Below are 22837 nucleotides of genomic sequence, written 5' to 3' on the forward strand. Positions count from 1 at the left end.
TCCCGCCTTCCCACCCGCCGCTGTCCACAGAACGGCGTTCGGGCGCGTCCCGGTGGCGGTGGGACGGAAGGCTTGGGGCATGCGCGCGTTCCTGGTCGTCCCTCTGGTCGCCGTCTTGATCGCCGGCGTCATCGACTTCGGGGTCGCACCGGCCGTCACCCCAGGCGTTCCGCGAGGGCCGGTGGCGGGCGTGGGAACCGCGCCGCGGATCCGAGCGGTGGGAGACCCCGGCGGGACGCCATGGCGGTGGCCGTTGCGGGGACGGCTGTCGCCAGGCCAGCCCCCAGGACGGCTCCTGCCGAGGCGGCCGCCAGGACAGCCCTTGCCGGGGCGGCCGCCCGTCATCCGGCCCTTCGACGCTCCGGCGCAGCGGTGGCTCCGCGGACATCGAGGTGTGGATCTCGCGGCACGTCCGGGGGAGGAGGTCCTGGCGGCGGGTCCCGGCACCGTGGGATACGCCGGTCTGCTGGCCGGGCGTGGAGTCGTGACCGTCGTCCATGCCGACGGGCTCCGCACGACCTACCTTCCGGTCCGGGCGTCGGTCCGCCCCGGGGACACGGTCACGGCCGGCGACGTGATCGGTGTCCTGGAGGACGACACGAGTCACTGCGCGCGATCGTGCCTCCACTGGGGCCTGCTACGCGGTGATCTCTACCTGGATCCGCTGCTCCTCTTCGGCCGGGGACAGGTGCGTCTTCTGCCCCACCGGCCGGACGCCGCGCTCCCGTCAGGCTCGGGGATGCGCCTGCCGATAGGCGGCCTGGAGCCGTTCGATGGAGACATGGGTGTAGATCTGCGTGGTGGCGAGCGACGCGTGGCCCAGCATCTCCTGCACCGAGCGCAGGTCCGCTCCGCCTTCCAGGAGATGCGTGGCGGCACTGTGGCGCAATCCGTGCGGACCCATGTCCGGGGCGCCCTCGACCCGGCCGAGCCGGGCGTGGACGACGCGACGCACGGTCCCCTGATCGATACGGCCGCCGCGGACGCCGAGGAAGAGGGCAGGCCCGCTGCCGTCGCGGAGCCACAGGGGCCGGCCGCGTACGCACCAGGCGTCGAGGGCCCGCAGGGCGGGAAAGCCGAAGGGAACCGTTCGCTCCTTTCCGCCCTTGCCGAGCACCCTCACTGTGTTCCGCTCGCGGTCGACGTCGTCCACGTCGAGGCCGCACAGTTCGCTCACCCGCATGCCGGTGGCGTAGAGCAGTTCCACCATCGCCTGGTTACGCAGGTCCCTGGGGTCACAGGTGCCGGGGCCGGTGCCGGTGCCGGTGCCGTCCAGCATGGCCACGGCCTCGGCCTGGTCGAGCACCGGTGGCAGGTCGCGGGTCGCCTTGGCGGTGCCGAGCAGCAGGCCCGGGTCGGCGGCCAGCCAGCCTCGGCGATGGCAGAAGGCGGTGAAGGTCTTGGCGCAGGCGGTCCGCCGCGCCAGCGTCGACCTGGATCGACCGGCCCGGTGCTGGTCCCCCAGCCACGCTCGAAGCGCCGCGACCCCCAGCCCCTCGGCCCCCAGGCTCTCCACGCTGTCGTGACCCGCCGCCGCCAGATGCGCCAGCAGCGACGTCACGTCGCCCATATACGCCCGGATCGTGTGCGCGGACAGACCGCGTTCCAGGCGAAGATGCCGCTCGAACGCCTCCCGGACGGAGTCGAATCCCGGCGCGGTCCGCCCAGCCGGTTCCGGAACCACGGCCGGTTCCGGAACCACGGCCGCTTCCGGAACCACGGCTGCCTCCGGAAGTTCATCCGGCTCCGGAACCGTAGCTGCCTCCGGAACCGCAGGCGGACCTGAACGACGGCCGGCCGGCCGGGGCGGACGAGGGGTCATGAGCGGCATGCTAGTGGGCTGCCCGAGGCGGCTCGGAGAGAACATGCCGCCCTACAGATCCATGGCCCTGCTCAGCTTCTCCCAGCGGTCCAGGTCGTTCCGGAGTTGCTCATGATGGCCGCGGATGTGGTCCACGGCGTCGCCGCCGAGAGCCAGGCGGAGCGGTGGCCGAGGGTCGTCGAGCACCCGCATGATCGCCTGGGCGGCCTTGGCGGGATCACCCGGCTGGCTGCCGTCCATGCGGTCCACGGCGGCCCTGGTCTCTCCCGTCGACACCTGGTAGTCGTCGAGGACGGTGGAGCGATGCATGCGCTCCCCGCCGAACTCGGTCCGGAACGCACCCGGTTCCACGATCAGCACGCGCACGCCGAATGGCGCCACCTCCGCCGCGAGCGCCTCCGACAGACCCTCCAGGGCGAACTTGGCCGCGCAGTACCCACCGAAGCCCGGCATGCTGAGCTGGCCGCCCATCGAACTCATCTGCACGATCGTCCCGCTCCGCCGGCGTCGCAGGTGCGGAAGGACCGCCTTGGTCACCGCCACCGCGCCGAAGAACATCACCTCCATGAGGGCGCGCAACTCCGCCAGAGTGAGCTCCTCGACGGCGCCCACCGACCCGTGTCCCGCGTTGTTGACCACGACGTCGACACGGCCGGAGGCGGACAGGGCTCGGTCTGGTCGCCGCCGGTGTCGGCGTCACCCGGCTCGCCCGTTCGGCCCACAGCCTGCGCAGAACGGGGGTCGTGTTCGTCCCCCTTCTCGACGATCAGGCGGAGACCGTGGTGGCGTGGAACCCGAGGCTCGACGTGCCGACCCTGCACAACCTCATCGACCTGGTCACCGAACTGGCCGCGAGTACCGACCTCACCGAGGCGGGCTGACCACCGGGACTTCCGCCGATCCCGGGCCACGAACGGGACGGCTGATCGCCGGTCAGCCCCGCCGTGCTCCACTGAGACGCCACCCCCGTTCGCCGGAGGCGACGAAACCCGCGGCGGCCAGACCGCCGAGGCAGGCGAGCGCGGTGGCGAGGTCCACTCCCGCGGCGACGGCGATCGCGGCCGGTCCTGCCGAACCCCGGGCGGGAATCGCCTCCAGTACCCGCCGTGTCTCGTCGTTCAGGGCATCGTGCGGGCGCGGCGGCCCTTTCCGCGGAGGCGCGAGGTCGTCACCGATGGCCCCGACCAGCTCGATGATCTCGTCGACCGCGGTGACGCAGACGGCCTTCCCCTCCCGGATCAGCGCGTGGCACCCGGCGGACACCTCGGTCGTGATCGGGCCTGGCACGGCCATCAGGTGCCGGTTCAGGCCGGACGCGTGCGTGGCGGTGTTCAGCGCGCCACTCCGGACGGCCGCCTGGACGACCACCGTCCCCCGGGACAGCGCGGCGATCACCCGGTTGCGCACCAGGAAGCGGAGCCGCGTGGGATGGGATCCCGGTGTCCACTCGCTGACCACCACGCCCTGGGCGCGTACGGCACGGAACAGGTCCTCATGGGCAGTCGGGTAGCAGACGTCGGAGCCGCAGGCGAGCACGGCCACCGTCGGCGCCCCCGCCGCCAGCGCCCCTCGGTGCGCCGCGCCGTCGATCCCGTACGCGCCGCCACTGACGACGCACCACCCGCGATCACCCAGGCTCGACGCCATCTCGGCGGCCACCGTGGTTCCGTACGGCGTCGCGGCCCTGGCGCCGACGATCGAGACGGACCGCAGGCAGGAGAGCCTGAGGTTCGCCCGGCCGTGCAGCCACAGCCCGAACGGTCGCGTGTCACCGAGATCGTCGAGCTGCGTCGGCCACTCAGGATCGCCTGGGATGACGAAGCGTGAGCCCCCTTCCCGGCCACGGGCCAGGTCGGCGGCAGGGTCGGCGTAACGGGCCGCCCAGGACGTGACGAGCCGGTCGAGATCCGTCCCCCGCCGGGAGGCAGGCACTCGCTCCCGCTCCCGTTCGACGAACTCCGGCGGCAGGACCCCGCGCCGCGCGTTCACGCACGCCCTGACGGCCCCGTGCTCGGCGATCAGACGGCCCATCACCGGGTCGCCCGCCTCGGCCATCCGCATGAGGGCCACCCGCGAGAGCCGCTCCTCCTCCCGTGGCAGGCCCTCGGCCGCCGGCTTCTCCTGTTCGGTCGTCTTGTCTGGTCTCATCACTCCGCCCCCAGCCACAGCGCCAGCGCGGCTGACGTCTCGGTTTCCGTCGGCCGGTCCTTCCCGGCCAGATCGCTGAGTGTCCAGGCCACCCGCAGGACACGGTCGAGCCCTCGGGCGCTGAGCGTGCCGAGATCGAGGCCGCGGTGTAGCGGGGCCATAACCTGCGGCGGCAGCCGGAACTCGTCGTGCAGGGCCGCGGACGAGACCTCCGCGTTGCTCTGCCACGGAGTTCGCGACAACCGTTTCGCCGCCCGCTCTCGGGCCTGCAGCACGCGCTCGGCCACCACGGCACTGGATTCGGCGAGCCGGCGGTCCGCCAGCAGTTCGGCCCGCGTGGCCCGGCCGACTCGGACCTTGACGTCGATCCGGTCGAGTAGTGGGCCGGAGAGCCGGGCGAGGTAACGCCGTCTCGCCGCCGGCGTGCACCTGCACGGGTGGCCGACCGTGCCCTGCAGCCCGCAGGGGCAGGGATTGGCCGCCAGGACGAGCATGAACCGGGCGGGGAATGTCACCGTGCCCACCGCCCGCGCGATGGTCACGGCACCTGACTCGAGAGGCTGCCGCAGCGACTCGAGCACGACCGTGCTGAACTCCGGTGCCTCGTCGAGGAACAGGACGCCTCGATGAGCGAGTGACACGGCGCCAGGCCGGACCACGCTGCCGCTGCCGCCGCCCACCACGGCCGCCATCGTCGCGCTGTGATGCGGGGCCATGAACGGCGGCCGCGTGAGCAGGGGGCGTCCCGGCGGCAGAGTGCCCGCGACGGAGTGGATCGCCGAGGCCTCCAGGGCGTGCTCGGCCGGGAGCGGGGGCAGGAGCGTCGTCAGCCGTTCGGCCAGCATCGTCTTGCCGCTGCCCGGCGGGCCGAGCATCCAAAGGTTGTGTCCACCGGCCGCGCACACCTCGAGTGCCTTGCGTCCCATAGGCTGACCGGCCACATCGCGCAAGTCGAGGCCGCGAAAGTCCTGCGTCTGTCCGCCCAGGATGAGGCGAGAGGAGCGGCCGCCAGACGTGGAGCTGTCTCCCGCCGCCTTGCCGCCTCCGGCCGCCTTGCCGCCTCCGGCCGCCTTGCCGCCGACGGCAACCTCGTCGTCCGGTTCTTCGCCGTCGTCGGGATCATCGAGCACATCAGGATCAGCTGGCAGGCCGGAGTCGTCGAGCGGTCCGGGGCCCTCGCGGTCGTCAGCGCCGTCGGCGAGGCAGGCCGCCTCCGCCACGACAGGCAGCCGGTGCAAGTCTCCGGCGCGCAGCCACTCCACCAGCTCTCCGACGCTCACGACGGGCACGACCGTGAGGCCCGGCACGAGCGCGGCCTCCGCCGCGTTCAGCGAGGGGACCACGATCATGGCCACGCCCGCCTCGGCGGCGGCGATCACGGCGGGCAGCACGCCCCTGACCGGTCGCACCCTGCCGTCGAGCCCGAGCTCTCCCAGGAACACCGGCTCCGCCACCCGCTGCGCGGGGATCACCCGAGCCGCGGCGAGCATCGCGACGGCGATCGCGAGGTCGAAGGTGGAGCCGCGCTTGGGCAGGCTCGCGGGGAACAGGCTGACGGTCACCCGCGAGTCGGGCCAGGGGAAGCCGCTGTTGATCAGAGCCGATCTAACCCGGTCGCGCGCCTCGCTGATCGCCGTGTCGAGAAGACCGATGAAATGCGTTCCGGCTACCCCGTGCCCGACATCGGCCTCGACCTCGACGACCCGGCCACGCACCCCGAGGAGCGCGACACAGCGGGTCCGTGCCACAGCCATGTCACACCACCCCCCGCTCGTGGCGGATGGCGAAGTCACCGGCGAAGCGCTCCAGTGCGATCACGTCCACCCGGACCGTTCCGAACCGGTCAGACTGCCCGGCCAGCCACCGACCGGCCAGACACTTCAGGCGCACCAGCTTGGTCTGGGTCACCGCTTCGAAGGCCGTGCCGTGCGAGCGGCCGGATCTGGTCTTCACCTCGACCACGACGAGCGCCTCCCCGTCACGGGCGATGATGTCGATCTCGCCCTGCGGACAGCGCCAGTTGCGCGCGAGGATACGCATGCCGTTCGCGCTCAGATAGTCGGCGGCGAGCTGTTCACCGTGCCTGCCCAGTCGGTCTTTCGCGCCCATGGGATCACCTCCGGCTCCGACGTTCGCCCACCGAGTCGAGGCCGCGACAAGCAGAACGCCATTCTGTGGATAACCGGAGAGCCGGTACGGCAGGCAATGGATACTGGCGCGGCCGGGGTGCGCGTCGCCTTCGGCAGGGAGGGGGTTCCGCGGGTGATCCAGACACTGATCAAGGAGCTCGCCGAGAGCGCCGGCGTGGAGGTGCCCGACGTCCATGTGACGGGCGGAGATCCTGTCCTGCCCTCCGTCTACCGGCTCGGCACTCTCGCCGCCGTCTCGGTAGGCGCCGTGACCGCCGCGGTCGCCGCGTACGGAGCCGCGGCCGGGCGGCTCCCGCCGGCTGACACCGCGGCCCGTGAGGATGGGGAAGCGCCACCACCCGGACCGCTCGGTGACGCGCCCGGCCCGGCCGCCGCGGTTTCCGTCGACGTACGGCATGCGGCGGTGGCCTTTCAGAGCGAACGGCATTTCCGCATCCACGGGGAACCGCTTGTCCTGTGGGCGCCGCTGTCCGGCGACTACCCGACCGCGGACGGCTGGGTCCGGCTCCACTGCAATTTCGACCACCATCGCGAGGCCGTCCTGCGTGCCCTGGGGCTTCCTCAGGACGCGGGGTGCGACGATCTCGCCCAGGCCTGCGCGAGCCGTACCGCCGTCGAGATCGAGGAGGCGGTCACCCGCGAGGACGGGTGCGCAGCGGCCATGCGCGGCAGGGCGGAGTGGCGGGCGCACCCTCACTACGAGGCCGTCGCCGCGTCGCCCCTGGTCGCCCTTCGCCGGATCGCGTCTCCAACCCACGGGAGCCGGACGGATCAGGCGCATCTCGCACGTCCGGCTGCCGGCGATCTCGCTCGCCTGGTTGAGGCGGACCCGCTGACGGTGGACCCGCTGACGGGGGATCGGCGGTCGCTGATCGCGGCCGGACGGCCGCTGAGCGGGGTGCGGGTGCTGGATCTCACGCGCGTGATCGCGGGACCTGTCGCGGCCCGGACGCTCGCCGCCCACGGCGCCGACGTGTTGCGGGTCGGCGCCGCGCACGTCCCGGAGGTGCCGGGACTGGTGGTGGAGACGGCGTTCGGCAAGCGGTCCTGCCACATCGATCTCCGTAAGGAGCCGGACGCGCTCAGGCGCCTGATCCGGACGGCCGATGTGGTGATCCAGGCTTACCGGCCCGGCGCCCTGAGCGGCCGGGGGCTCGGCCCGTCCGACATGGCCGAGCTCAATCCGGACATCGTGTGTGTCGACATCTCCGCGTACGGGTCCCACGGCCCCTGGGGTGGACGCCGCGGGTTCGACAGCCTCGTCCAGATGGTGACGGGGATCGCCCACGAGAACGCCGCGGCCGTCGGCCCCGCCGCGTCCCCGGGTCTCCCGGCCCGCGGAGCACCGGTGCTCAGGCCGATACCGCTGCCGGCTCAGGCGCTCGACCACGCCACCGGCTACCTCGCCGCTTTCGGCGCGGTCGCCGCGCTGCTCCGCCGTAGGGCGGAGGGAGGACCGTGGCGGATCGAGGTCTCCCTGGCCCGTACGGCGGCGTGGCTGGACGATCTCGGCAGGGCCGACGGCCGGGGCGTCGCGGAGCCCTCAGCCGACGGCCTGCTCGCCACAATGGACAGCGCGTTCGGCCGGCTCACCTACGTGACGCCGCCGGGCATGATCCGAGGTGCGCGCCCGTATTGGGCCGGCCCTCCGCCACGCCCCGGGGAACATCCACCTGACTGGTAGCTCCCGGCGAAGGCGCCGCTCGCGGCCTGGCGAGATACCCACGCCCGGACGGGCGTCGCGCCGGTCATCTGACGGGACGGTTCCGGGTAGACTGTTCGACGGCCTGTCAGGCAGGCCGAATTCGCACGCCCGATGACGAGTCGCCTTTCTCGGTCCGGATCCGATCCGGCGAAAGCGGCTCGGGGCGTCAGGGCGCGGGCGTCCGCCCGCGTGACCAACCGAGGCAGTGCCTCTCAGGCCCTCAGGGGCCGGTGGGGCACACAACCATGGAGGACCATCACGATGGCCCCTGTCGTCACCATGCGGCAGCTGCTCGAGAGCGGCGTTCACTTCGGCCACCAGACTCGCCGGTGGAACCCGAAGATGAAGCGCTTCATCTTCACCGAGCGCAACGGCATCTACATCATCGACCTGCAGAAGTCGCTGTCGTTCATCGACCGCGCCTACGACTTCGTGAAGGAGACCGTCGCGCACGGCGGCTCCATCATGTTCATCGGCACGAAGAAGCAGGCCCAGGAGTCGATCTCCGAGCAGGCGTCGCGGGTCGGCATGCCGTACGTGAACCAGCGCTGGCTGGGCGGCATGCTCACCAACTTCTCGACGGTCCACAAGAGGCTCCAGCGCCTGAAGGAGCTCGAGGAGCTCGACTTCGACAACGTGGCCGCGTCCGGGCTCACCAAGAAGGAGCTCCTGATGCGCCGCCGCGAGAAGGAGAAGCTGGAGCGCACCCTCGGCGGCATCCGGGACATGGCCCGCGTGCCGAGCGCCATCTGGGTGGTGGACACCAAGAAGGAGCACATCGCGATCAACGAGGCCAAGAAGCTTGGCATCCCCGTTGTCGCGATCCTCGACACCAACTGCGACCCGGACGAGGTCGACTACCCGATCCCGGGTAACGACGACGCGATCCGCGCCGTCAGCCTCCTCACCCGTGTGATCGCCGACGCGGTGGCCGACGGCCTCATGGCCCGTTCCGGCGCCGGCCGCGGCGACGAGAAGCCCGCGGGCGTGGCCGCCGCCGAGCCGCTGGCGGAGTGGGAGCGCGAGCTGCTGCAGCGCGCGGACGGCGAGGAGACGGCGGAGCCGGCTGCTACGGCGGAGGCTACGGAGACCGCTGAGGCCGGCGAGGCCGCGGTGGAGAGCGCCGCTCCGGCCGCCGAGAGCGTTGAGTCCACCCCGGCCGAGTCTCCCGCCGCCGAGTCTCCCGCCGAGTAAGGGCGAGCAGGCCTGGTCTCCGCCGGCCCGGAAGGGCGGCGGCACCCAGGCGGCACCACGGCTTCACCGGGCGGGCGCCGGCACTCGGCGCCCGCCCCCATGACGACCAGCATTCGGGTCCAGAGAATTCGGGTCCAGAAGAGGAACTTGGACAATGGCTTCCGTGAACATGGCCGACGTCAAGCGGCTTCGCGAGCTGACCGCCGCCGGCATGATGGACTGTAAGAAGGCGCTTGAGGAGTCTGAGGGCGACTTCGACAAGGCCGTCGACATCCTCCGCCTCAAGGGCGCCAAGGACGTCGGCAAGCGCGAGGCCCGGACCGCCTCGAACGGTCTCGTCGCCGTCAAGCACGAGGGCGACTCGCTCGCCGCGCTGCTCGAGCTCAACTGCGAGACCGACTTCGTCGCCAAGAACGAGCGCTTCCAGGAGCTCGCGGCCGAGATCGTCGGGCACATCGTGGCGACCAAGCCGGGCGACGTGCCGACGCTGCTCGAGTCGCAGGTCGGCGGCAAGACCGTCAAGGAACTGCTCGACGAGGCCAACGCGGCGCTCGGCGAGAAGATCGAGATCCGCCGGTTCTCGGTTCTTGAGGGCGGCTACATCGCGTCGTACATGCACAAGACCGACCCGCAGCTTCCGCCGGCCGTGGGCGTGCTCGTGCAGCTCGACAAGGAGAACGCCGAGATCGCCAAGGACATCGCCCAGCACATCGCCGCGATGGCGCCGAAGTACGTCAGCCCCGCCGACGTGCCCGCCGACGTCATCGAGAAGGAGCGGTCGCTGTTCGAGCAGATGACCCGCGAGGAGGGCAAGCCCGAGGCCGCCATCCCGAAGATCGTCGACGGCCGGGTCAACGGCTGGTACAAGGACTTCACGCTGCTGGAGCAGGCCTTCGTGAAGGACAACAAGAAGTCGATCACGAAGGTCGCGGATGAGGCGGGCGTGAAGGTCCTGGCCTTCACCCGGTACAAGGTGGGCCAGGCTTAGGCTGACAGCCAGGAGCTTTGACCCGCACTCATACGAGGAGGCCGCCGCCGTGCAGGAGAACACCCGACCCGCCACGCCGGCGGCTTCGTCGTACGACGGGCCGCTGCGCTGGAAGCGCGTAATGCTGAAGCTGTCCGGCGAGGCGTTCGCCGGCGGCGAGTCGCTGGGCATCGACCCCCTGGTCGTGGCCCAGCTCGCCGACTCGGTGGCCGAGGCGGTCCGCGAGGGCGTCCAGGTGGCCGTCGTCGTGGGCGGCGGCAACATGTTCCGCGGCGCGGCCCTGTCGCAGGGCGGAATGGACCGTGCCCGGGCCGACTACATGGGCATGCTCGGCACCGTCATCAACTGCCTCGCCCTGCAGGACTTCCTGGAGAAGCGCGGCATCGACACCCGCGTGCAGACCGCGATCACGATGCAGCAGGTCGCCGAGCCGTTCCTGCCGCGCCGGGCCATTCGTCATCTCGAGAAGGGGCGGGTCGTCATCTTCGGCGCCGGGCTCGGCTCCCCGTTCTTCTCGACGGACACGTGCGCGGCGCAGCGCGCGCTGGAGATCGGCGCGCAGGCACTGCTCAAGGGCACCCAGGTCGACGGCGTGTACGACTCGGACCCTCGCAAGAACCCGGACGCCGTGCGGTTCGACCAGTTGGACTACGGCGAGGTCCTGACGCGCGGTCTCGGGGTCATGGACGCCACCGCGATCAGCCTGTGCATGGACAACGGCCTGCCCATCGTGGTTTTCGATCTCATGGGCGAAGGCAACATCCTGCGGGCGGTCCGCGGTGAGAAGATCGGCACGCTGGTGAGTCCGGCAGGGAAATAGGGAGCCGCAGTGATCGACGAAACCCTCTTCGAGGCCGAGGAGAAGATGGACAAGGCGGTGACGGTCGCCAAGGACGATTTCGCGGGCATCCGCACCGGCCGCATCACCCCCTCCGTGTTCAACAAGATCAGCGTGGACTACTACGGGTCGCCCACGCCGATCCAGCAGCTCGCGTCCTTCCACGTGCCCGAGGCGCGCATGGTCCTTGTCCAGCCGTACGACAAGAGCTCTCTGAACACGATCGAGAAGGCCATCCGCGACAGCGACCTCGGAGTCAACCCCGGCAACGACGGTTCCGTGATCCGGGTGGTGTTCCCCGAGCTGTCGGAGGAACGCCGCAAGGAGTACATCAAGGTCGTCCGGAACAAGGCCGAGAATGGCCGCGTCGCGGTGCGTAACATCCGTCGCCACGCGAAGGAGGTCCTCGACAAGCTCGTCAAGGAAGGCGAGGCGGGCGAGGACGAGGTGCACCGCGCGGTGAAGGAGCTCGACGACCTCACCCAGAAGCATGTCGCGAAGATCGACGAGCTGCTGAAGCACAAGGAAGCCGAGCTGCTGGAGGTCTGAGGACCCGGTCCGGCGGGGCGACGCTCCGGCCAGGCCGAACGGCACGACCGTGATCCTTGTGCCGCACTGCGTGGAGCATGCGGCACAAGGATCACGCGTATACAGAGAGTGGGACGCTGTGGACGGAACGGCTGCCGCGGACGATCGAGACTCGTCCGAGGGCACGGCACACCCGTCGAGCAACGGGCGCGGACCGGCAGACCTGCCGGGCAAGGGCGACCCGCCGGGCAAGGGCGACGGGGGCCGGATCCGGACCGGGCGGAACCTGCCGGCCGCGGTCGCCGTCGGCGTCGCGCTCGGGGTGGTGGTCATCGGCTCCCTCTACGTCGTCAAGGTCGCCTTCCTCATCGTGGTCCTGGCGGCGGTCGGGCTTGGCGTGCACGAGCTGAGCAAGGCCCTGGGCAGCCGAGGGATCCGGGTGCCGCTGGTCCCGCTGCTCGCCGGCACGGCCTGCATGATCGTCGGACCGTACTGGGCGGGGACCACCTTCCTCGTCGGCGCGTTCGCCGTGACGGTGATGGTGCTGCTGGCCTGGCGCATGTTCCAAGGCGTCGAGGGTTACGTCAGAGACGCGACCGCCAGTCTGTTCATCGCGGTCTACCCGTCGCTGGTCGCCGGATTCGTACCGTTGCTCCTCGCCTCGGACGACGGCGCCGACCGGGTGATCATCTTCATCGCGGTTACGGTCTGCAGCGACATCGGGGGATACTTCGCCGGCATCCTGTTCGGCCGGAACCCGATGTCGCCCGTCATCAGCCCGAAGAAGACCTGGGAGGGCTTCGCCGGATCGGCACTCGCCTGCGTCGTGGGAGGGGCGTTACTTGTCCGGTTCCTGCTCGACGGCGAGCTCTGGCAGGGGGCGATCGTCGGCGCGGTCGCCGTCGTCTGCGCCACCCTGGGCGACCTGATCGAGTCGGTCATCAAGCGTGACCTCGGCATCAAGGACATGGGCACCCTGCTGCCCGGCCACGGCGGCGTGATGGACCGCCTGGACTCGCTGCTCTTCACGCTGGTCCCGGTCTGGCTGCTGCTGACGCTCCTGGTGCCCGCCTGACTCCGTCGCCCGCCGGTCTACGGGTCAGATCCTGGTGTGCACGGCGAGGCGTTCGCTGATCACCTCATGGCCTCTGTCCGCGACGAGGCGCAGCTCCACGTCGGTCAACGGGATCAGCCAGAGCCACCGCACGGCGTCACCCCCGAACATGAAGCCGTTCGTCTCCGGGACTCCGGGAGGGTCGGCCAGCATGATCACACCTTGTAGCTCCTGTTCGCCCTGCCCGAGGCTCAGGGGGAACGTTCCCGGCCGCTGGAACCAGCGGGCCGTATGGCCGTGCCCGAGCCAGGTGACCGACCGCCACGGGTACTGGCCCAGCCACGCGAACACCCGGGCGGCGACCCGAGGATCCTGCCGGGTGGCCAGCGCGAGCTCGACGCGGCTCGACGTGTCGTAGCGCTCGGCGGTCGGCATCCGCTGGCAGCTCATCCCCACCGTTGAGAGCACGGTGAATCCCCGGCCGTCCCGCGGAGGGCGTTCACTCACCCCCACCAAGGGCAGCCGGTCTCCGCTCACGTCCCAGTAACGCCCGGCCGGGCCCATCCTGCTGTCGAGATGGCCCATAACGAACTGCTGGAAGGATTCCCAGCTGCCCTCCGCGCGGCGCCAGTGCCAGTACGCCCGGGCCTTGGCCACCCTCGGCGACAGGCCCTCGAGCGCTTCGCTCAGGGACCAGGCGAACGGCGACTCCCCGGCGGCGTCCCGCGCGTACCCCGGCATCCCACGGGCCATGTCCGCCCAGCCGGGGATGATCGCGAGCAACTCCTGGCGCTCGTACAGGGCGACGCCGTCACCCTCCTCGAACCACAGCACCGAGATTGCGGCCGGATCCAGGAGCGGAGTCCCCTCGGGACGTTTCGTACCGCCCACGGGCATCAGAGGCGGGAGCCCGGTGTTGGCTCTCACCAGATCGATGGTCGCCGGCGCGGGCACGTGGTTGGCCAGCCAGACCGCTCCGTGGACCGTGCCTCGGGCGTCGCGAAGGTAAGCTACCGAAGACGCCCGGTCCGTTTCGACCGTCAGAGTGCGGCTCCCGTAAGGGTTGGGGCTGGTGAGCACCGCTTCGATGGTCACACCTGACCTCCGGGGTTCGCCGCCGGGATTTGACCGCCAGACCAGAATGTAGAGCCGCATCGGGCAGCCGTTAAGACCTCATCATCAGGAGTTTCGCGTGAGCGAGCAGCCGAAGGCCGGGCAGCTGACGTTGGTGGCGCCCCGCCGGGCCAAGCCCCAGCGCCATCTGGCCGACCTCACCATGGCCGAGCGCAGGGCAGCGGTGGTCGAACTGGGGGAGAAGCCCTTCCGAGCCGACCAGCTGTCGCGCCACTACTTCGCCAGGCTCACCGGCTCGCCCGAACAGATGACCGACCTGCCGGGTGACAGCCGCGACCGGCTGGTCGAGCAGCTCATGCCGTCTCTGCTCACCTCCGTACGCGAGATCACCTGTGACGACGGGATGACCCGCAAGACGTTGTGGAAGCTGTTCGACGGGTCTCTCGTCGAGTCGGTGCTGATGCGTTATCCCGACCGGGTCACCATGTGCGTCTCCTCCCAAGCCGGTTGTGGCATGAACTGCCCGTTCTGCGCGACGGGTCAGGCGGGGCTCACCAGGAACATGTCCACGGCCGAGATCGTCGAGCAGGTCGTGGCCGGCGCCCGCGCCCTCGCCCGAGGCGACGTCCCCGGCGGGCCCGGAAGGATCTCCAACATCGTCTTCATGGGGATGGGAGAACCGATGGCCAACTACAAGGCCGTCGTCGGCGCCGTCCACCGGCTCGTCGACCCGGCGCCCGAAGGCCTCGGCATCTCCGCCCGTGGCGTGACCGTCTCCACGGTCGGTCTGGTGCCCGCGATCGAGAAGCTGTCCCGTGAAGGTCTCCCCGTCACCCTGGCCGTCTCGCTGCACGCGCCCGACGACGAACTGCGGGACACCCTGGTGCCGATCAACACCAGGTGGAAGGTCGCCGAGGTGCTCGACGCGGCATGGAACTACGCGGCCATCACCAAGCGCCGCATCTCCATCGAGTACGCCCTGATCAAGGACATCAACGACCAGGAGTGGCGGGCCGACCTGCTGGGCCGCCTCCTCAAGGGCAAGCTCGTCCACGTGAACCTGATCCCGCTCAACCCCACGCCCGGCTCCAAGTGGACCGCCTCTCGCCCGGAGGACGAGCGGGCGTTCGTCCGGAGGCTGGAGTTCCATGGCGTCCCCGTCACCGTTCGGGACACCCGTGGCCGGGAGATCGACGGCGCCTGCGGCCAGCTCGCCGCCGCCACGCCTGTCTGAGGGGCCTTCAGGGGCGAGTGCGACGGAGCCACGCGTAGGCGGCGATTCCGACGACGGGCCAGAGCAGTGACTGAACGGAGAGCAACGGGAGCCGGTCGGTCAGCAGGCCATGATGGGCGTCCCGCATCCAGGCCATCACGGGGACGGCGAGCCACTGCCCGACTGAGGTGGAGGTGCTGACCATCAACGTCACCAGGTATCCGACGATCAAGGCGATGGTCGAGACGGCCGGTGACGGGAGGATCGGCCGGCTCGTCAGCGCTCCGAGCGCCACACCCGCCGTGATCGAAAACACGTGCAGGAGCACGCCGATCGCCAGCATGCCCGCGGTCGGATCCGCTGAGAGACGCGTCACCAGAGCGATCAGGGAGATCGACGCGAGCACGCCGGCGTACGCGTAAGCGGCGAGCAGGCCGCTGAAGAGCTCGCCGCGACCGGTGGCGACCAGGGAGATCATCCGCTGTTCGTCCGGTTCCCGGTCCAGGAGCCCGCGTGCGCCCCAGGCGAACACGGGGATCAGCATCCCGGCCGAGTCGGCCATCGCGCCCAGCTCCTGACCCGCCGGGACGGGCGTCGCGTACATGATCGCGAGTAGTGGCAGGAGCCCGATGAAGGGCTGGAGCGCCCGATGCGAGGCGATGTACCCCACAAGACGGAACCTGGCCAGTGCGATCATTCCGCCGCCTCGGGTAGGGGAGTGTCCTGGTTCGCCGGTCCGCCGGAGTCCATGTCGACCCGATATCCCTCCGCCCGGAGGCGGTCGGCCAGCCCCGTCGCTTCGGCCGCGGGCACCTCGACCCGCAGCACGGCCGCCCGCACCGTCGACGAGACCGCACGCCCGGCACCTGCGGGAGAGGCGCCCCCGGAGGAGGCGCCCGGGGACCCTACGAGGGTCTCCACACGCGTGGAATCCGTGGAATCCAAGGCGCGCACCGCCCCGTCGCGGACCTCGCAGCGGCGCAGGCCGGGGAAGGCGCGCAGATCTCCCTGGTGGTCGCTCACCACGACGATCCCGCCGCGGGCGGAGACCTCGCCGACGACGCGCGGCAATTCGGCGCGTGTGGCGGTGTCGAGACCGGCGAACGGCTCGTCGAGGATCAGCAGCCCCGGACGACACAGAAGCGCCTGGGCGAGGCCGACCTTGTGCGCGCTCCCCTTGGACAGATCGGGCAGCCGCTGGTCCAGCAGGTGGGCCATCCCGAGCCGCTCCGACCACTCGCCGACGACAGCCGGGTCCGCACGCCGGACGGCGGCCATGTGGCGCAGATAGGAGCTCACGGTGAACGGCTGGTCGGCGGGGAAGCGCTCGGGGGCGTAGCCCACGACGGGCGGCCGGTCCTCGATCGCGCCCCGCACCGGTCTGAGCAGCCCGGCCAGCAGGCGGAGCAGCGTCGACTTGCCCGTGCCGTTGGGCCCGACCACCTCGACGACGTCGCCCTCGGCGAGGGAGAGTTCCGCCCCGGACAACACCCACGGAGCCCGCCGCCCATAGCGGAAGGAGAGATTCGCGACCCGCATAGGTTTGTGAGCCTAGCCGCCGCACGCGTCGCCCGCGATCACGAGTTTCCCTGAGGCGGCACATCCCGAGACGGCCCTGAGCCGCAAACCGGAAAATCCCCAAATTACCCCCGCAATGCACCACGATAGGGGCATGTTTCCCCGATTGATCTCCCTCGCGGCGCTCGCCGCGGTCTCCCTTCCCCTGATCGCCCCGGCCGGCGCGTCCGCGGCCACCGCCCGGACCGAGACGTTCAAGCCGGGCTCGGCGGGCCTCGGCGACCCGTACTTCCCCCACGCCGGGAACGGCGGTTACGACGTCGGCCATTACGACATCAAGCTGCGCTTCACCCCGAAGTCGCACCACTTGACGGCCACCACCACGATCACGGCCACGGCGACCGCCGATCTCTCCCGGTTCAACCTCGACTACTCGGGCCCGAAGATCACCAAGGTCGAGGTGAACGGCACGCGGGCCTCCTACAGGCGCACGGGTCAGGAACTCGTCGTCACCCCGCGCCACGGTCTCGCCTCCGGCAGCCAATTCACCGTGGAGGTCTCCTACGCCGGGACGCCCAAGCCCATCAAGGACAAGGCGCTCGGCCTGGAGGGCTGGATCAACACCAAGGACGGCGCCACGGTCGTGTCCGAGCCGGACGGTGCCCGCAGCTGGTTCCCCGCGAACGACAACCCCCAGGACAAGGCGACCTTCACCTTCCACGTCTCGGTGCCCGTCGGCGTCACCGTCCTGGCGAACGGCGAGCCGAAGAACGCCGGCATCGTCGGCGTCCGCCATGGCTACACGACGTCGAAGTGGGAGATGAGTCACCCCATGGCGACCTACCTCGCCATGGTCGCCATCGGGAAGTTCAAGGTCACCGAGGGCATGGTCGCCGGAGTGCCCAGCATCACGGCCTACGACCCGGCCGTCGCCAAGAAGTCGAAGTACCTCCACCGGACGACGGAGAAGGCCGTCCAGTGGGAGTCCAAGGTGTTCGGCCCGTACCCGTTCTCCTCCACCGGCGGCATCGGCGACAAGCTCGGCGTGGGGTACGCGCTGGAGACCCAGGGCAGGCCGGTGTACGACGGCGGCCCCGGCGAGGATCTGGAGATCGTCCACGAGCTGGCCCACCAGTGGTTCGGCGACAGCGTGGGCCTGCGGAGCTGGAAGGACATCTGGCTCAACGAGGGCTTCGCGTCGTACGCCGAATGGCTCTACGAGGAGCAGCACGGCGGCCCGTCCGCCCAGAAGACCTTCGACAAGTACTACAAGCAGAAGGCCCACTTCTGGGACCTCAAGACGGGCAACCCGGGCCGGAAGGACATGTTCGACTGGAACGCCGTCTACCTGCGCGGCGCCATGACGCTGCACGCCCTGCGCGTGAAGATCGGTGACGACGTGTTCTTCCCGATGCTGAAGACGTGGACCGAGGAGCACAGGCACGGCACGGTGACCACGCGCGACTTCGTGGAGCTCGCGGAGCGGTCGTCGGGGCAGGACCTCGACCCGTTCTTCGACGCCTGGCTCTACACAGCGGCCAAGCCGAAGCTCTAGGCGCGCCGCCCGGTCCCGCTGAGAAGGTAGACAGGACGTCGAGAAGGGAGGCGCCGAACATGACGGAGCCCCGGGGGCCGGTGGACTCCTCGCGCGTTCCGCGCTTCGCCGGTCCGGCGACCTTCGCCCGGCTGCCGCGCCTCGACGAGGTGGGCCGCGCCGACGTCGCGGTGCTGGGCGTGCCGTTCGACAGCGGGGTGTCCTACCGGCCGGGCGCGCGCTTCGGCCCGGCCGCCGTGCGCGAGGCCAGCCGCCTGCTGCGGCCGTACAACCCGGGGCTGGACGTCTCGCCGTTCGCGGTCGCGCAGGTCGCCGACGCGGGGGACGTCGCGTGCAACCCCTTCGACATCGGGGAGGCCGTGGAGACCGTCGAGCGGGCGGCGGCGGATCTGATGGCGCCGGGCACCCGCCTGGTCGTCGTCGGTGGTGACCACACCATCGCGCTGCCGCTGCTGCGCGCCGCCGCCCGGCTCCACGGCCCTGTCGCGCTGCTCCACTTCGACGCCCACCTCGACACGTGGGACACCTACTTCGGCGCGGAGTACACCCACGGAACGCCGTTCCGGCGGGCCGTCGAGGAGGGCCTCCTCGACACCGAGGCGCTCAGCCACGTGGGCACCCGCGGCCCGCTCTACGGCAAGCAGGACCTCGACGACGACCGGCGCATGGGATTCGGCGTCGTGACCAGCGCCGACGTGATGCGCCGGGGGGTCGACGAGGTGACCGCCGCGCTGCGGGACCGGATCGGCGACCGGCCGCTCTACGTCTCGGTCGACATCGACGTGCTCGACCCGGCGCACGCGCCGGGCACCGGCACACCGGAGGCGGGCGGCCTGACGAGCCGCGAACTGCTGGAGATCCTGCGCGGGCTCGCCGGGTGCCGGCTCGTCGGCGGCGACGTCGTCGAGGTGGCCCCGGCGTACGACCACGCCGAGATCACCTCGGTGGCCGCCTCGCACGTGGCCTACGATCTGGTGAGCCTGCTCGCGCTCGGAGCGGCCGGTGATCCACCGCGGGAGAGAACGTGATCGTCGACCTGTCGGCGCCCGTCGAGACCGGGATGCCCGTCTACCCGGGGGACCCCGAGGTGGTCCTCACCCCGGCGCTGACGGCCGCGGCCGACGGCGTGAACGTCCTCGCCCTGCATCTCGGGTCGCAGTCGGGCACGCACGTGGACGCGCCGTACCACCTGGACGACGCGCTTCCCACGCTCGACGATCTCCCGCTCGAGCGCTTCGTCGGCCCGGCGGCGGTGGCCGACGCGCGGGGCCTGGCACCCCGCTCGCCCGTCCCGCCGGAGGCGGTCGCCCCGCATCTCGCCCCCGGCGTGATTTTGCTGATCGCCACGGGCTGGTCGGCGCACTGGGGAACCGATCACTACCTCGCGCACCCGTGGCTGGCGCCGGAGACGGCCGAGCTCATCGTCGCGGCCGGGGTGCGGACCGTCGGCGTCGACGCGCTCAGCGTGGACCCGACCCCGGCCGCGGACCTGCCTGCCCACCGGACGCTGTGCGGCGCGCACGCCGTCATCGCGGAGAACCTGCGCGACCTGGAGACGCTGCTCGACGCCCAGGCGGCCGGCCGGGCCATCGAGGCGTCGCTGCTGCCGATCCGGCTGCGCGGCGCCGACGGCGCCCCGGTGCGGGCGGTGGCCAGGATCGGCCCGCGCCAGTGCTCGCGTTAGTGGGTGCCCCAGGAGTACGTCTGCTTGTGGAGCTTGAGATAGACGAACGTCTCCGTCGCGCGGACGCTCGGGATGGCTCTGATCTTGCCGAGGATCTCCAGCAGGTGGCTGTCGCCCTCGCAGACGACCTCGACCATGATGTCGACCGAGCCCGCGGTCAGCACGACGTAGTCGATCTCCTCGATCGAGGCCAGCTCGTCGGCGACCGACTCCAGGTCGCCCTCGCACTTGATCGAGATCATCGCCTGCCGGGGGAAGCCGAGCGTCAGCGGGTCGGTCACCGCGACGATCTGCATCACGCCCGAGTCCAGCAGCCGCTGCACGCGCTGGCGGACCGCCGCCTCCGACAACCCCACCGCCTTGCCTATCGCGGCGTACGGCTTGCGGCCGTCGGTCTGGAGCTGCTCGATGATCTGCTTGGAGATCTCGTCGAGAACGATGGGCCCACCCTTGGCGGCCGCGCGTACCTTCTGCGGAGTCGTCATTCTAGGGGGGTGTCCTCTCTGGGCAGGGCGTGCCGGGGGAGCCCTGCCGGCCTCGTGTTACGCGGCTGTTCCTGACATGTTGCGGTTCGAGTCTGACACGTTGTCAGCTGAATCGCCCTTGTCAAGCGATTCCGTAGCAATTTGGTATCTTAGCCACGAAATCCCTTGTTCATGTTGTGTTTGTCTGCCAGAGTCGCGACAACTCAGCCACCTCACGAGGAGGCCAACGGTGACCACCCGTCTCCAGAACTTTGTGAACGGGAAGTTCGTCGACGCGTCGAGCGGCCGATTCTCCGACGTCGTAGACCCTACGACGGGCGAGACGTACGCGCAGGCGCCGGTGTCGGGTCAGGAGGACGTCGACGCGGCCTACGCCGCCGCGGCGGCCGCCTTCGAGACGTGGGGGCAGTCGACCCCGGGTGAGCGCGCCGCGCTGCTGCTCAAGGTGGCCGACGCCATCGAGGCGCGCGCCGACGAGATCAACGAAGCCGAGTGCCGCAACACCGGCAAGCCGCGCGCCCGGATGGCCGAGGACGAGACGCCCGTCGCCGCCGACCACTTCCGGTTCTTCGCCGGCGCCGCCCGGACGCTGGAGGGCCCGACCGCCGGCGAGTTCCTCGCCGACCACACCTCCGTCATCCGGCACGAGCCCATCGGGGTCGTCGGCCAGGTCACCCCCTGGAACTACCCGATGATGATGGCGGTCTGGAAGATCGCCCCGGCGCTCGCCGCAGGCAACACGGTCGTGCTCAAGCCGTCCGACACCACCCCGGCCTCCACGCTGAAGCTCGCCGAGATCTTGGGCGACGTGCTGCCGGCCGGCGTCTTCAACGTCGTCACGGGCGACCGCGAGACCGGCGCCCTTGTCGTGAGCCACCCGGCCGCGAGCATGGTCGCCATCACCGGCTCCATCGGCGCGGGCATGTCGGTCGCCAGGTCGGCCGCCGACGACCTCAAGCGCGTCCACCTGGAGCTGGGCGGCAAGGCCCCCGTCGTGATCTTCGAGGACGTCCGGGACATCGGGGCGGTGGCCCAGGCCGTCGCGGAGGCGGGCCTGTACAACGCGGGCCAGGACTGCACCGCCGCCTGCCGGGTCATCGTGCAGGAGAGCGTCCACGACGAGTTCGCCGCCGCGCTCGCGGAGGCGGCCGCCGCCACCAGGATGGGCGGGCTCGACGACGAGGAGGCCTACTTCGGCCCGCTGAACAACCCCAACCAGCTCGCCCGCGTCGAGGGCTTCCTGGAGCGGGTCCCGGCCCACGCCACGGTCCTCACCGGAGGCAAGCGGGCCGGTGACCGGGGATACTTCTTCGCCCCGACCGTGGTCGACGGTCTCCGGCAGGACGACGAGATGATCCAGGACGAGATCTTCGGCCCGGTGATCACCATCCAGACCTTCACCGACGAGGCCGACGCGCTCGCCAAGGCCAACGGCGTCCGGTACGGCCTGGCCGGCTCCGTGTGGACGTCCGATCACGGCCGGGCCATGCGGATGTCGAAGCGGCTCGACTTCGGCGTCGTGTGGGTCAACACCCACATCCCGTTCGTGTCCGAGATGCCGCACGGCGGCTTCAAACACTCGGGGTACGGCAAGGACCTGTCCGTCTTCGGGTTGCACGACTACACCCGCGTCAAGCACGTCATGCACTACATCGGCGAATAGGCCCCGACGGCAGAAGCCGACGACCTATTGATAAAGAGGGATAAGCCTGGAATGACAGAAACCCAGGCGGGCACGGGGGCGGACGTCGCGGCCGCCCCCACCTCCCAGACCGTGCCCGCCATCGAACTCGACAACGTGGTCAAGGAATACACCTCGCACGGCGAGGTCGTCAGGGCCGTCAAGGGCGTCAGCCTCACGATCACGGAGGGCGAGTTCTTCTCCCTCCTCGGCCCCTCGGGTTGTGGCAAGACCACCAGCATGCGAATGATCGCCGGGTTCGAGGACCCCACAGGGGGCGTGGTCAGACTCCACGGGGAGGACGTCACGGGGGTGCCCCCCAACAGACGCGACGTCAACATGGTCTTCCAGTCCTACGCGCTGTTCCCGCACATGAACGTGTGGGACAACATCGCGTTCGGGTTGAAGCGCAAGAAGGTCGCCGACGCCGAGATCCGGCGCCGCGTCGGCGAGACCCTGGAGGTCGTCGACCTCTTGGGCCGGGAGAAACGCCGTCCCAAGGAGATGTCCGGAGGCCAGCAGCAGCGCGTCGCGCTCGCCCGGGCGCTCGTCAACCGCCCCCGCGCCCTCCTGCTGGACGAGCCCCTCGGCGCGCTCGACCTCAAGCTCCGCCAGCACATGCAGATCGAGCTGAAGCGCATCCAGCGCGAGGTCGGCATCACGTTCGTCTACGTCACACACGACCAGGGCGAGGCGCTCACGATGAGCGACCGCATCGCCGTCATGAACGACGGACTGGTCGAGCAGCTCGCCGACCCGCGGGAGATCTACGAGCGGCCCGCCACCAAATTCGTCGCGGGGTTCATCGGCACATCCAATCTGCTCGGCGGCACCGTGCAGGAGGTCGCGGGAGACACCGCCGTCCTCGCGCTCGGCGCCGGCGACCGCGTTGTGATCCCGCGCGGCGGGACCGTCGCCGCCGGCGACGCCGTCGACCTCACGGTGCGCCCCGAGAAGATCACGATCTCGCGCGAGCAGCCGGCGGGCGACGTGAGCGTCGTGCGGGGCACGGTCTCCGAGGTCGTCTACCTCGGCACGTACAACAGCTACATGGTGGTGCTGGCCGACGGCGCCGAGATCACCGTGTTCGAACAGAACGCCCACGACAGCAGCACCACCGCGGAGCGCGGCGACACCGTCTGGCTCTCCTGGCAGCCCCGCCACTCCTTCGTCCTGCGGTGACGACCCGCGATACCCCCG

22 protein-coding genes and 1 pseudogene are annotated in these 22837 nt (G+C 70.6%); 14 read left to right on the top strand and 9 right to left on the bottom strand.

Translation table 11 applies throughout. The features are described from left to right. Positions 1-79 precede the first annotated feature (79 nt). Positions 80-652: pseudogene (locus tag JOL79_RS15975) on the top strand (murein hydrolase activator EnvC family protein); the annotation flags it as partial. Positions 653-727: 75 nt separating this feature from the next. On the opposite strand, the gene JOL79_RS15980 reads toward JOL79_RS15975, so the two are convergent. Both JOL79_RS15980 and JOL79_RS15985 read right to left on the bottom strand, forming a co-directional pair. Beyond that, entirely contained in the window at positions 728-1720 is a 993-nt protein-coding gene (locus JOL79_RS15980; RefSeq protein ID WP_372446782.1) for a tyrosine recombinase XerC, read from the bottom strand. Positions 1721-1873: 153 nt separating this feature from the next. Continuing rightward, a complete protein-coding gene (locus JOL79_RS15985) occupies positions 1874-2488 on the bottom strand; it encodes an SDR family NAD(P)-dependent oxidoreductase (RefSeq protein ID WP_230984889.1) in 615 nt (204 codons plus the stop codon). A gap of 77 nt (positions 2489-2565) precedes the next feature. Here JOL79_RS15985 and JOL79_RS15990 point away from each other — a divergent pair, with 77 nt between their 5' ends. After that, entirely contained in the window at positions 2566-2703 is a 138-nt protein-coding gene (locus JOL79_RS15990) for a hypothetical protein (protein ID WP_210156591.1), read from the top strand. A 52-nt stretch (positions 2704-2755) separates the two neighbouring features. Here JOL79_RS15990 and dprA read toward each other — a convergent pair whose 3' ends face one another. The 3 genes from dprA to JOL79_RS16005 are packed head-to-tail and all read right to left on the bottom strand — an operon-like array spanning position 2756 to position 6079. Next, complete coding sequence (gene dprA, locus JOL79_RS15995; RefSeq protein WP_210156592.1) at positions 2756-3970, bottom strand: DNA-processing protein DprA; 1215 nt, start codon at positions 3968-3970, stop codon at positions 2756-2758. Further along, on the bottom strand, positions 3970-5724 hold the full coding sequence (locus JOL79_RS16000) for a YifB family Mg chelatase-like AAA ATPase (protein WP_210156593.1): 1755 nt from the start codon (positions 5722-5724) through the stop codon (positions 3970-3972). The genes dprA and JOL79_RS16000 overlap by 1 nt, the downstream gene beginning before the upstream one ends. A gap of 1 nt (position 5725) precedes the next feature. Continuing rightward, positions 5726-6079: a YraN family protein gene (locus tag JOL79_RS16005; protein WP_210156594.1), complete on the bottom strand. Its 354-nt coding sequence runs from the start codon at positions 6077-6079 to the stop codon at positions 5726-5728. Positions 6080-6232: 153 nt separating this feature from the next. Between JOL79_RS16005 and JOL79_RS16010 the strand changes: the two genes are divergently transcribed. The 6 genes from JOL79_RS16010 (at position 6233) to JOL79_RS16035 (ending at position 12448) form a co-directional block, all read left to right on the top strand. Next, positions 6233-7804 carry a CoA transferase gene (locus JOL79_RS16010; RefSeq protein WP_210156595.1) on the top strand — a complete coding sequence of 524 codons (1572 nt, stop codon included), beginning with the start codon at positions 6233-6235 and terminating at the stop codon, positions 7802-7804. Positions 7805-8086: 282 nt separating this feature from the next. After that, positions 8087-9019 (top strand): 30S ribosomal protein S2, encoded by a 933-nt coding sequence (gene rpsB / locus JOL79_RS16015; RefSeq protein ID WP_210156596.1) that lies wholly within the window; start codon positions 8087-8089, stop codon positions 9017-9019. Between the two features lie 154 nt (positions 9020-9173). After that, complete coding sequence (tsf, locus tag JOL79_RS16020) at positions 9174-10007, top strand: translation elongation factor Ts (protein ID WP_210156597.1); 834 nt, start codon at positions 9174-9176, stop codon at positions 10005-10007. A 121-nt stretch (positions 10008-10128) separates the two neighbouring features. Continuing rightward, positions 10129-10827 (top strand): UMP kinase, encoded by a 699-nt coding sequence (gene pyrH / locus JOL79_RS16025; protein WP_230984891.1) that lies wholly within the window; start codon positions 10129-10131, stop codon positions 10825-10827. 9 nt (positions 10828-10836) lie between these two features. Continuing rightward, positions 10837-11394 (top strand): ribosome recycling factor, encoded by a 558-nt coding sequence (gene frr / locus JOL79_RS16030; protein WP_210156599.1) that lies wholly within the window; start codon positions 10837-10839, stop codon positions 11392-11394. Positions 11395-11512: 118 nt separating this feature from the next. After that, a complete protein-coding gene (locus tag JOL79_RS16035) occupies positions 11513-12448 on the top strand; it encodes a phosphatidate cytidylyltransferase (protein ID WP_307848545.1) in 936 nt (311 codons plus the stop codon). Between the two features lie 24 nt (positions 12449-12472). Here JOL79_RS16035 and JOL79_RS16040 read toward each other — a convergent pair whose 3' ends face one another. Next, on the bottom strand, positions 12473-13522 hold the full coding sequence (locus tag JOL79_RS16040; RefSeq protein ID WP_307848546.1) for a suppressor of fused domain protein: 1050 nt from the start codon (positions 13520-13522) through the stop codon (positions 12473-12475). 97 nt (positions 13523-13619) lie between these two features. On the opposite strand from JOL79_RS16040, the gene rlmN reads away from it, so the two are divergent. Then, a complete protein-coding gene (rlmN, locus tag JOL79_RS16045) occupies positions 13620-14735 on the top strand; it encodes a dual-specificity RNA methyltransferase RlmN (protein WP_210156601.1) in 1116 nt (371 codons plus the stop codon). Positions 14736-14742: 7 nt separating this feature from the next. Here the strand turns inward: rlmN and JOL79_RS16050 are convergent, their stop codons facing one another. Both JOL79_RS16050 and JOL79_RS16055 read right to left on the bottom strand, forming a co-directional pair. Then, the gene (locus JOL79_RS16050; RefSeq protein ID WP_210156602.1) at positions 14743-15411 is read right to left on the bottom strand and encodes a hypothetical protein; all 669 of its coding nucleotides are present in this window, start codon (positions 15409-15411) and stop codon (positions 14743-14745) included. Further along, positions 15408-16253: an ATP-binding cassette domain-containing protein gene (locus tag JOL79_RS16055; protein WP_210156603.1), complete on the bottom strand. Its 846-nt coding sequence runs from the start codon at positions 16251-16253 to the stop codon at positions 15408-15410. Before JOL79_RS16055 ends, JOL79_RS16050 begins: the two co-directional genes overlap by 4 nt. A gap of 133 nt (positions 16254-16386) precedes the next feature. On the opposite strand from JOL79_RS16055, the gene JOL79_RS16060 reads away from it, so the two are divergent. The 3 genes from JOL79_RS16060 to JOL79_RS16070 are packed head-to-tail and all read left to right on the top strand — an operon-like array spanning position 16387 to position 19471. Next, positions 16387-17787, top strand: coding sequence for a M1 family metallopeptidase (locus JOL79_RS16060; RefSeq protein ID WP_210156604.1), 1401 nt, complete (start codon positions 16387-16389; stop codon positions 17785-17787). Between the two features lie 59 nt (positions 17788-17846). Beyond that, complete coding sequence (gene speB, locus JOL79_RS16065; RefSeq protein ID WP_210156605.1) at positions 17847-18815, top strand: agmatinase; 969 nt, start codon at positions 17847-17849, stop codon at positions 18813-18815. Further along, complete coding sequence (locus JOL79_RS16070) at positions 18812-19471, top strand: cyclase family protein (RefSeq protein ID WP_210156606.1); 660 nt, start codon at positions 18812-18814, stop codon at positions 19469-19471. The genes speB and JOL79_RS16070 overlap by 4 nt, the downstream gene beginning before the upstream one ends. Here JOL79_RS16070 and JOL79_RS16075 read toward each other — a convergent pair. Further along, entirely contained in the window at positions 19468-19956 is a 489-nt protein-coding gene (locus JOL79_RS16075; RefSeq protein WP_210156607.1) for an Lrp/AsnC family transcriptional regulator, read from the bottom strand. The genes JOL79_RS16070 and JOL79_RS16075 overlap by 4 nt on opposite strands. Positions 19957-20185: 229 nt before the next feature. Between JOL79_RS16075 and JOL79_RS16080 the strand changes: the two genes are divergently transcribed. After that, on the top strand, positions 20186-21619 hold the full coding sequence (locus tag JOL79_RS16080) for a gamma-aminobutyraldehyde dehydrogenase (protein WP_307848547.1): 1434 nt from the start codon (positions 20186-20188) through the stop codon (positions 21617-21619). 51 nt (positions 21620-21670) lie between these two features. Further along, entirely contained in the window at positions 21671-22819 is a 1149-nt protein-coding gene (locus JOL79_RS16085) for an ABC transporter ATP-binding protein (protein ID WP_210156609.1), read from the top strand. Positions 22820-22837 lie beyond the last annotated feature (18 nt).

The sequence above is a fragment of the Microbispora oryzae genome, from assembly GCF_017896165.1.
Classification (GTDB): domain Bacteria; phylum Actinomycetota; class Actinomycetes; order Streptosporangiales; family Streptosporangiaceae; genus Microbispora; species Microbispora oryzae.

What these genes read in the sequence shown, in the direction of transcription:
- tsf (WP_210156597.1), top strand. Translation starts at nt 9,174, where the DNA reads ATGGCTTCCGTGAACATGGCCGACGTCAAGCGGCTTCGCGAGCTGACC.
- JOL79_RS16075 (WP_210156607.1), bottom strand. Translation starts at nt 19,956, where the DNA reads ATGACGACTCCGCAGAAGGTACGCGCGGCCGCCAAGGGTGGGCCCATC.
- JOL79_RS16060 (WP_210156604.1), top strand. Translation starts at nt 16,387, where the DNA reads ATGTTTCCCCGATTGATCTCCCTCGCGGCGCTCGCCGCGGTCTCCCTT.
- JOL79_RS16085 (WP_210156609.1), top strand. Translation starts at nt 21,671, where the DNA reads ATGACAGAAACCCAGGCGGGCACGGGGGCGGACGTCGCGGCCGCCCCC.
- JOL79_RS16000 (WP_210156593.1), bottom strand. Translation starts at nt 5,724, where the DNA reads ATGGCTGTGGCACGGACCCGCTGTGTCGCGCTCCTCGGGGTGCGTGGC.
- speB (WP_210156605.1), top strand. Translation starts at nt 17,847, where the DNA reads ATGACGGAGCCCCGGGGGCCGGTGGACTCCTCGCGCGTTCCGCGCTTC.
- dprA (WP_210156592.1), bottom strand. Translation starts at nt 3,970, where the DNA reads ATGAGACCAGACAAGACGACCGAACAGGAGAAGCCGGCGGCCGAGGGC.
- JOL79_RS16005 (WP_210156594.1), bottom strand. Translation starts at nt 6,079, where the DNA reads ATGGGCGCGAAAGACCGACTGGGCAGGCACGGTGAACAGCTCGCCGCC.
- rpsB (WP_210156596.1), top strand. Translation starts at nt 8,087, where the DNA reads ATGGCCCCTGTCGTCACCATGCGGCAGCTGCTCGAGAGCGGCGTTCAC.
- pyrH (WP_230984891.1), top strand. Translation starts at nt 10,129, where the DNA reads ATGCTGAAGCTGTCCGGCGAGGCGTTCGCCGGCGGCGAGTCGCTGGGC.
- JOL79_RS16050 (WP_210156602.1), bottom strand. Translation starts at nt 15,411, where the DNA reads ATGATCGCACTGGCCAGGTTCCGTCTTGTGGGGTACATCGCCTCGCAT.
- JOL79_RS16055 (WP_210156603.1), bottom strand. Translation starts at nt 16,253, where the DNA reads ATGCGGGTCGCGAATCTCTCCTTCCGCTATGGGCGGCGGGCTCCGTGG.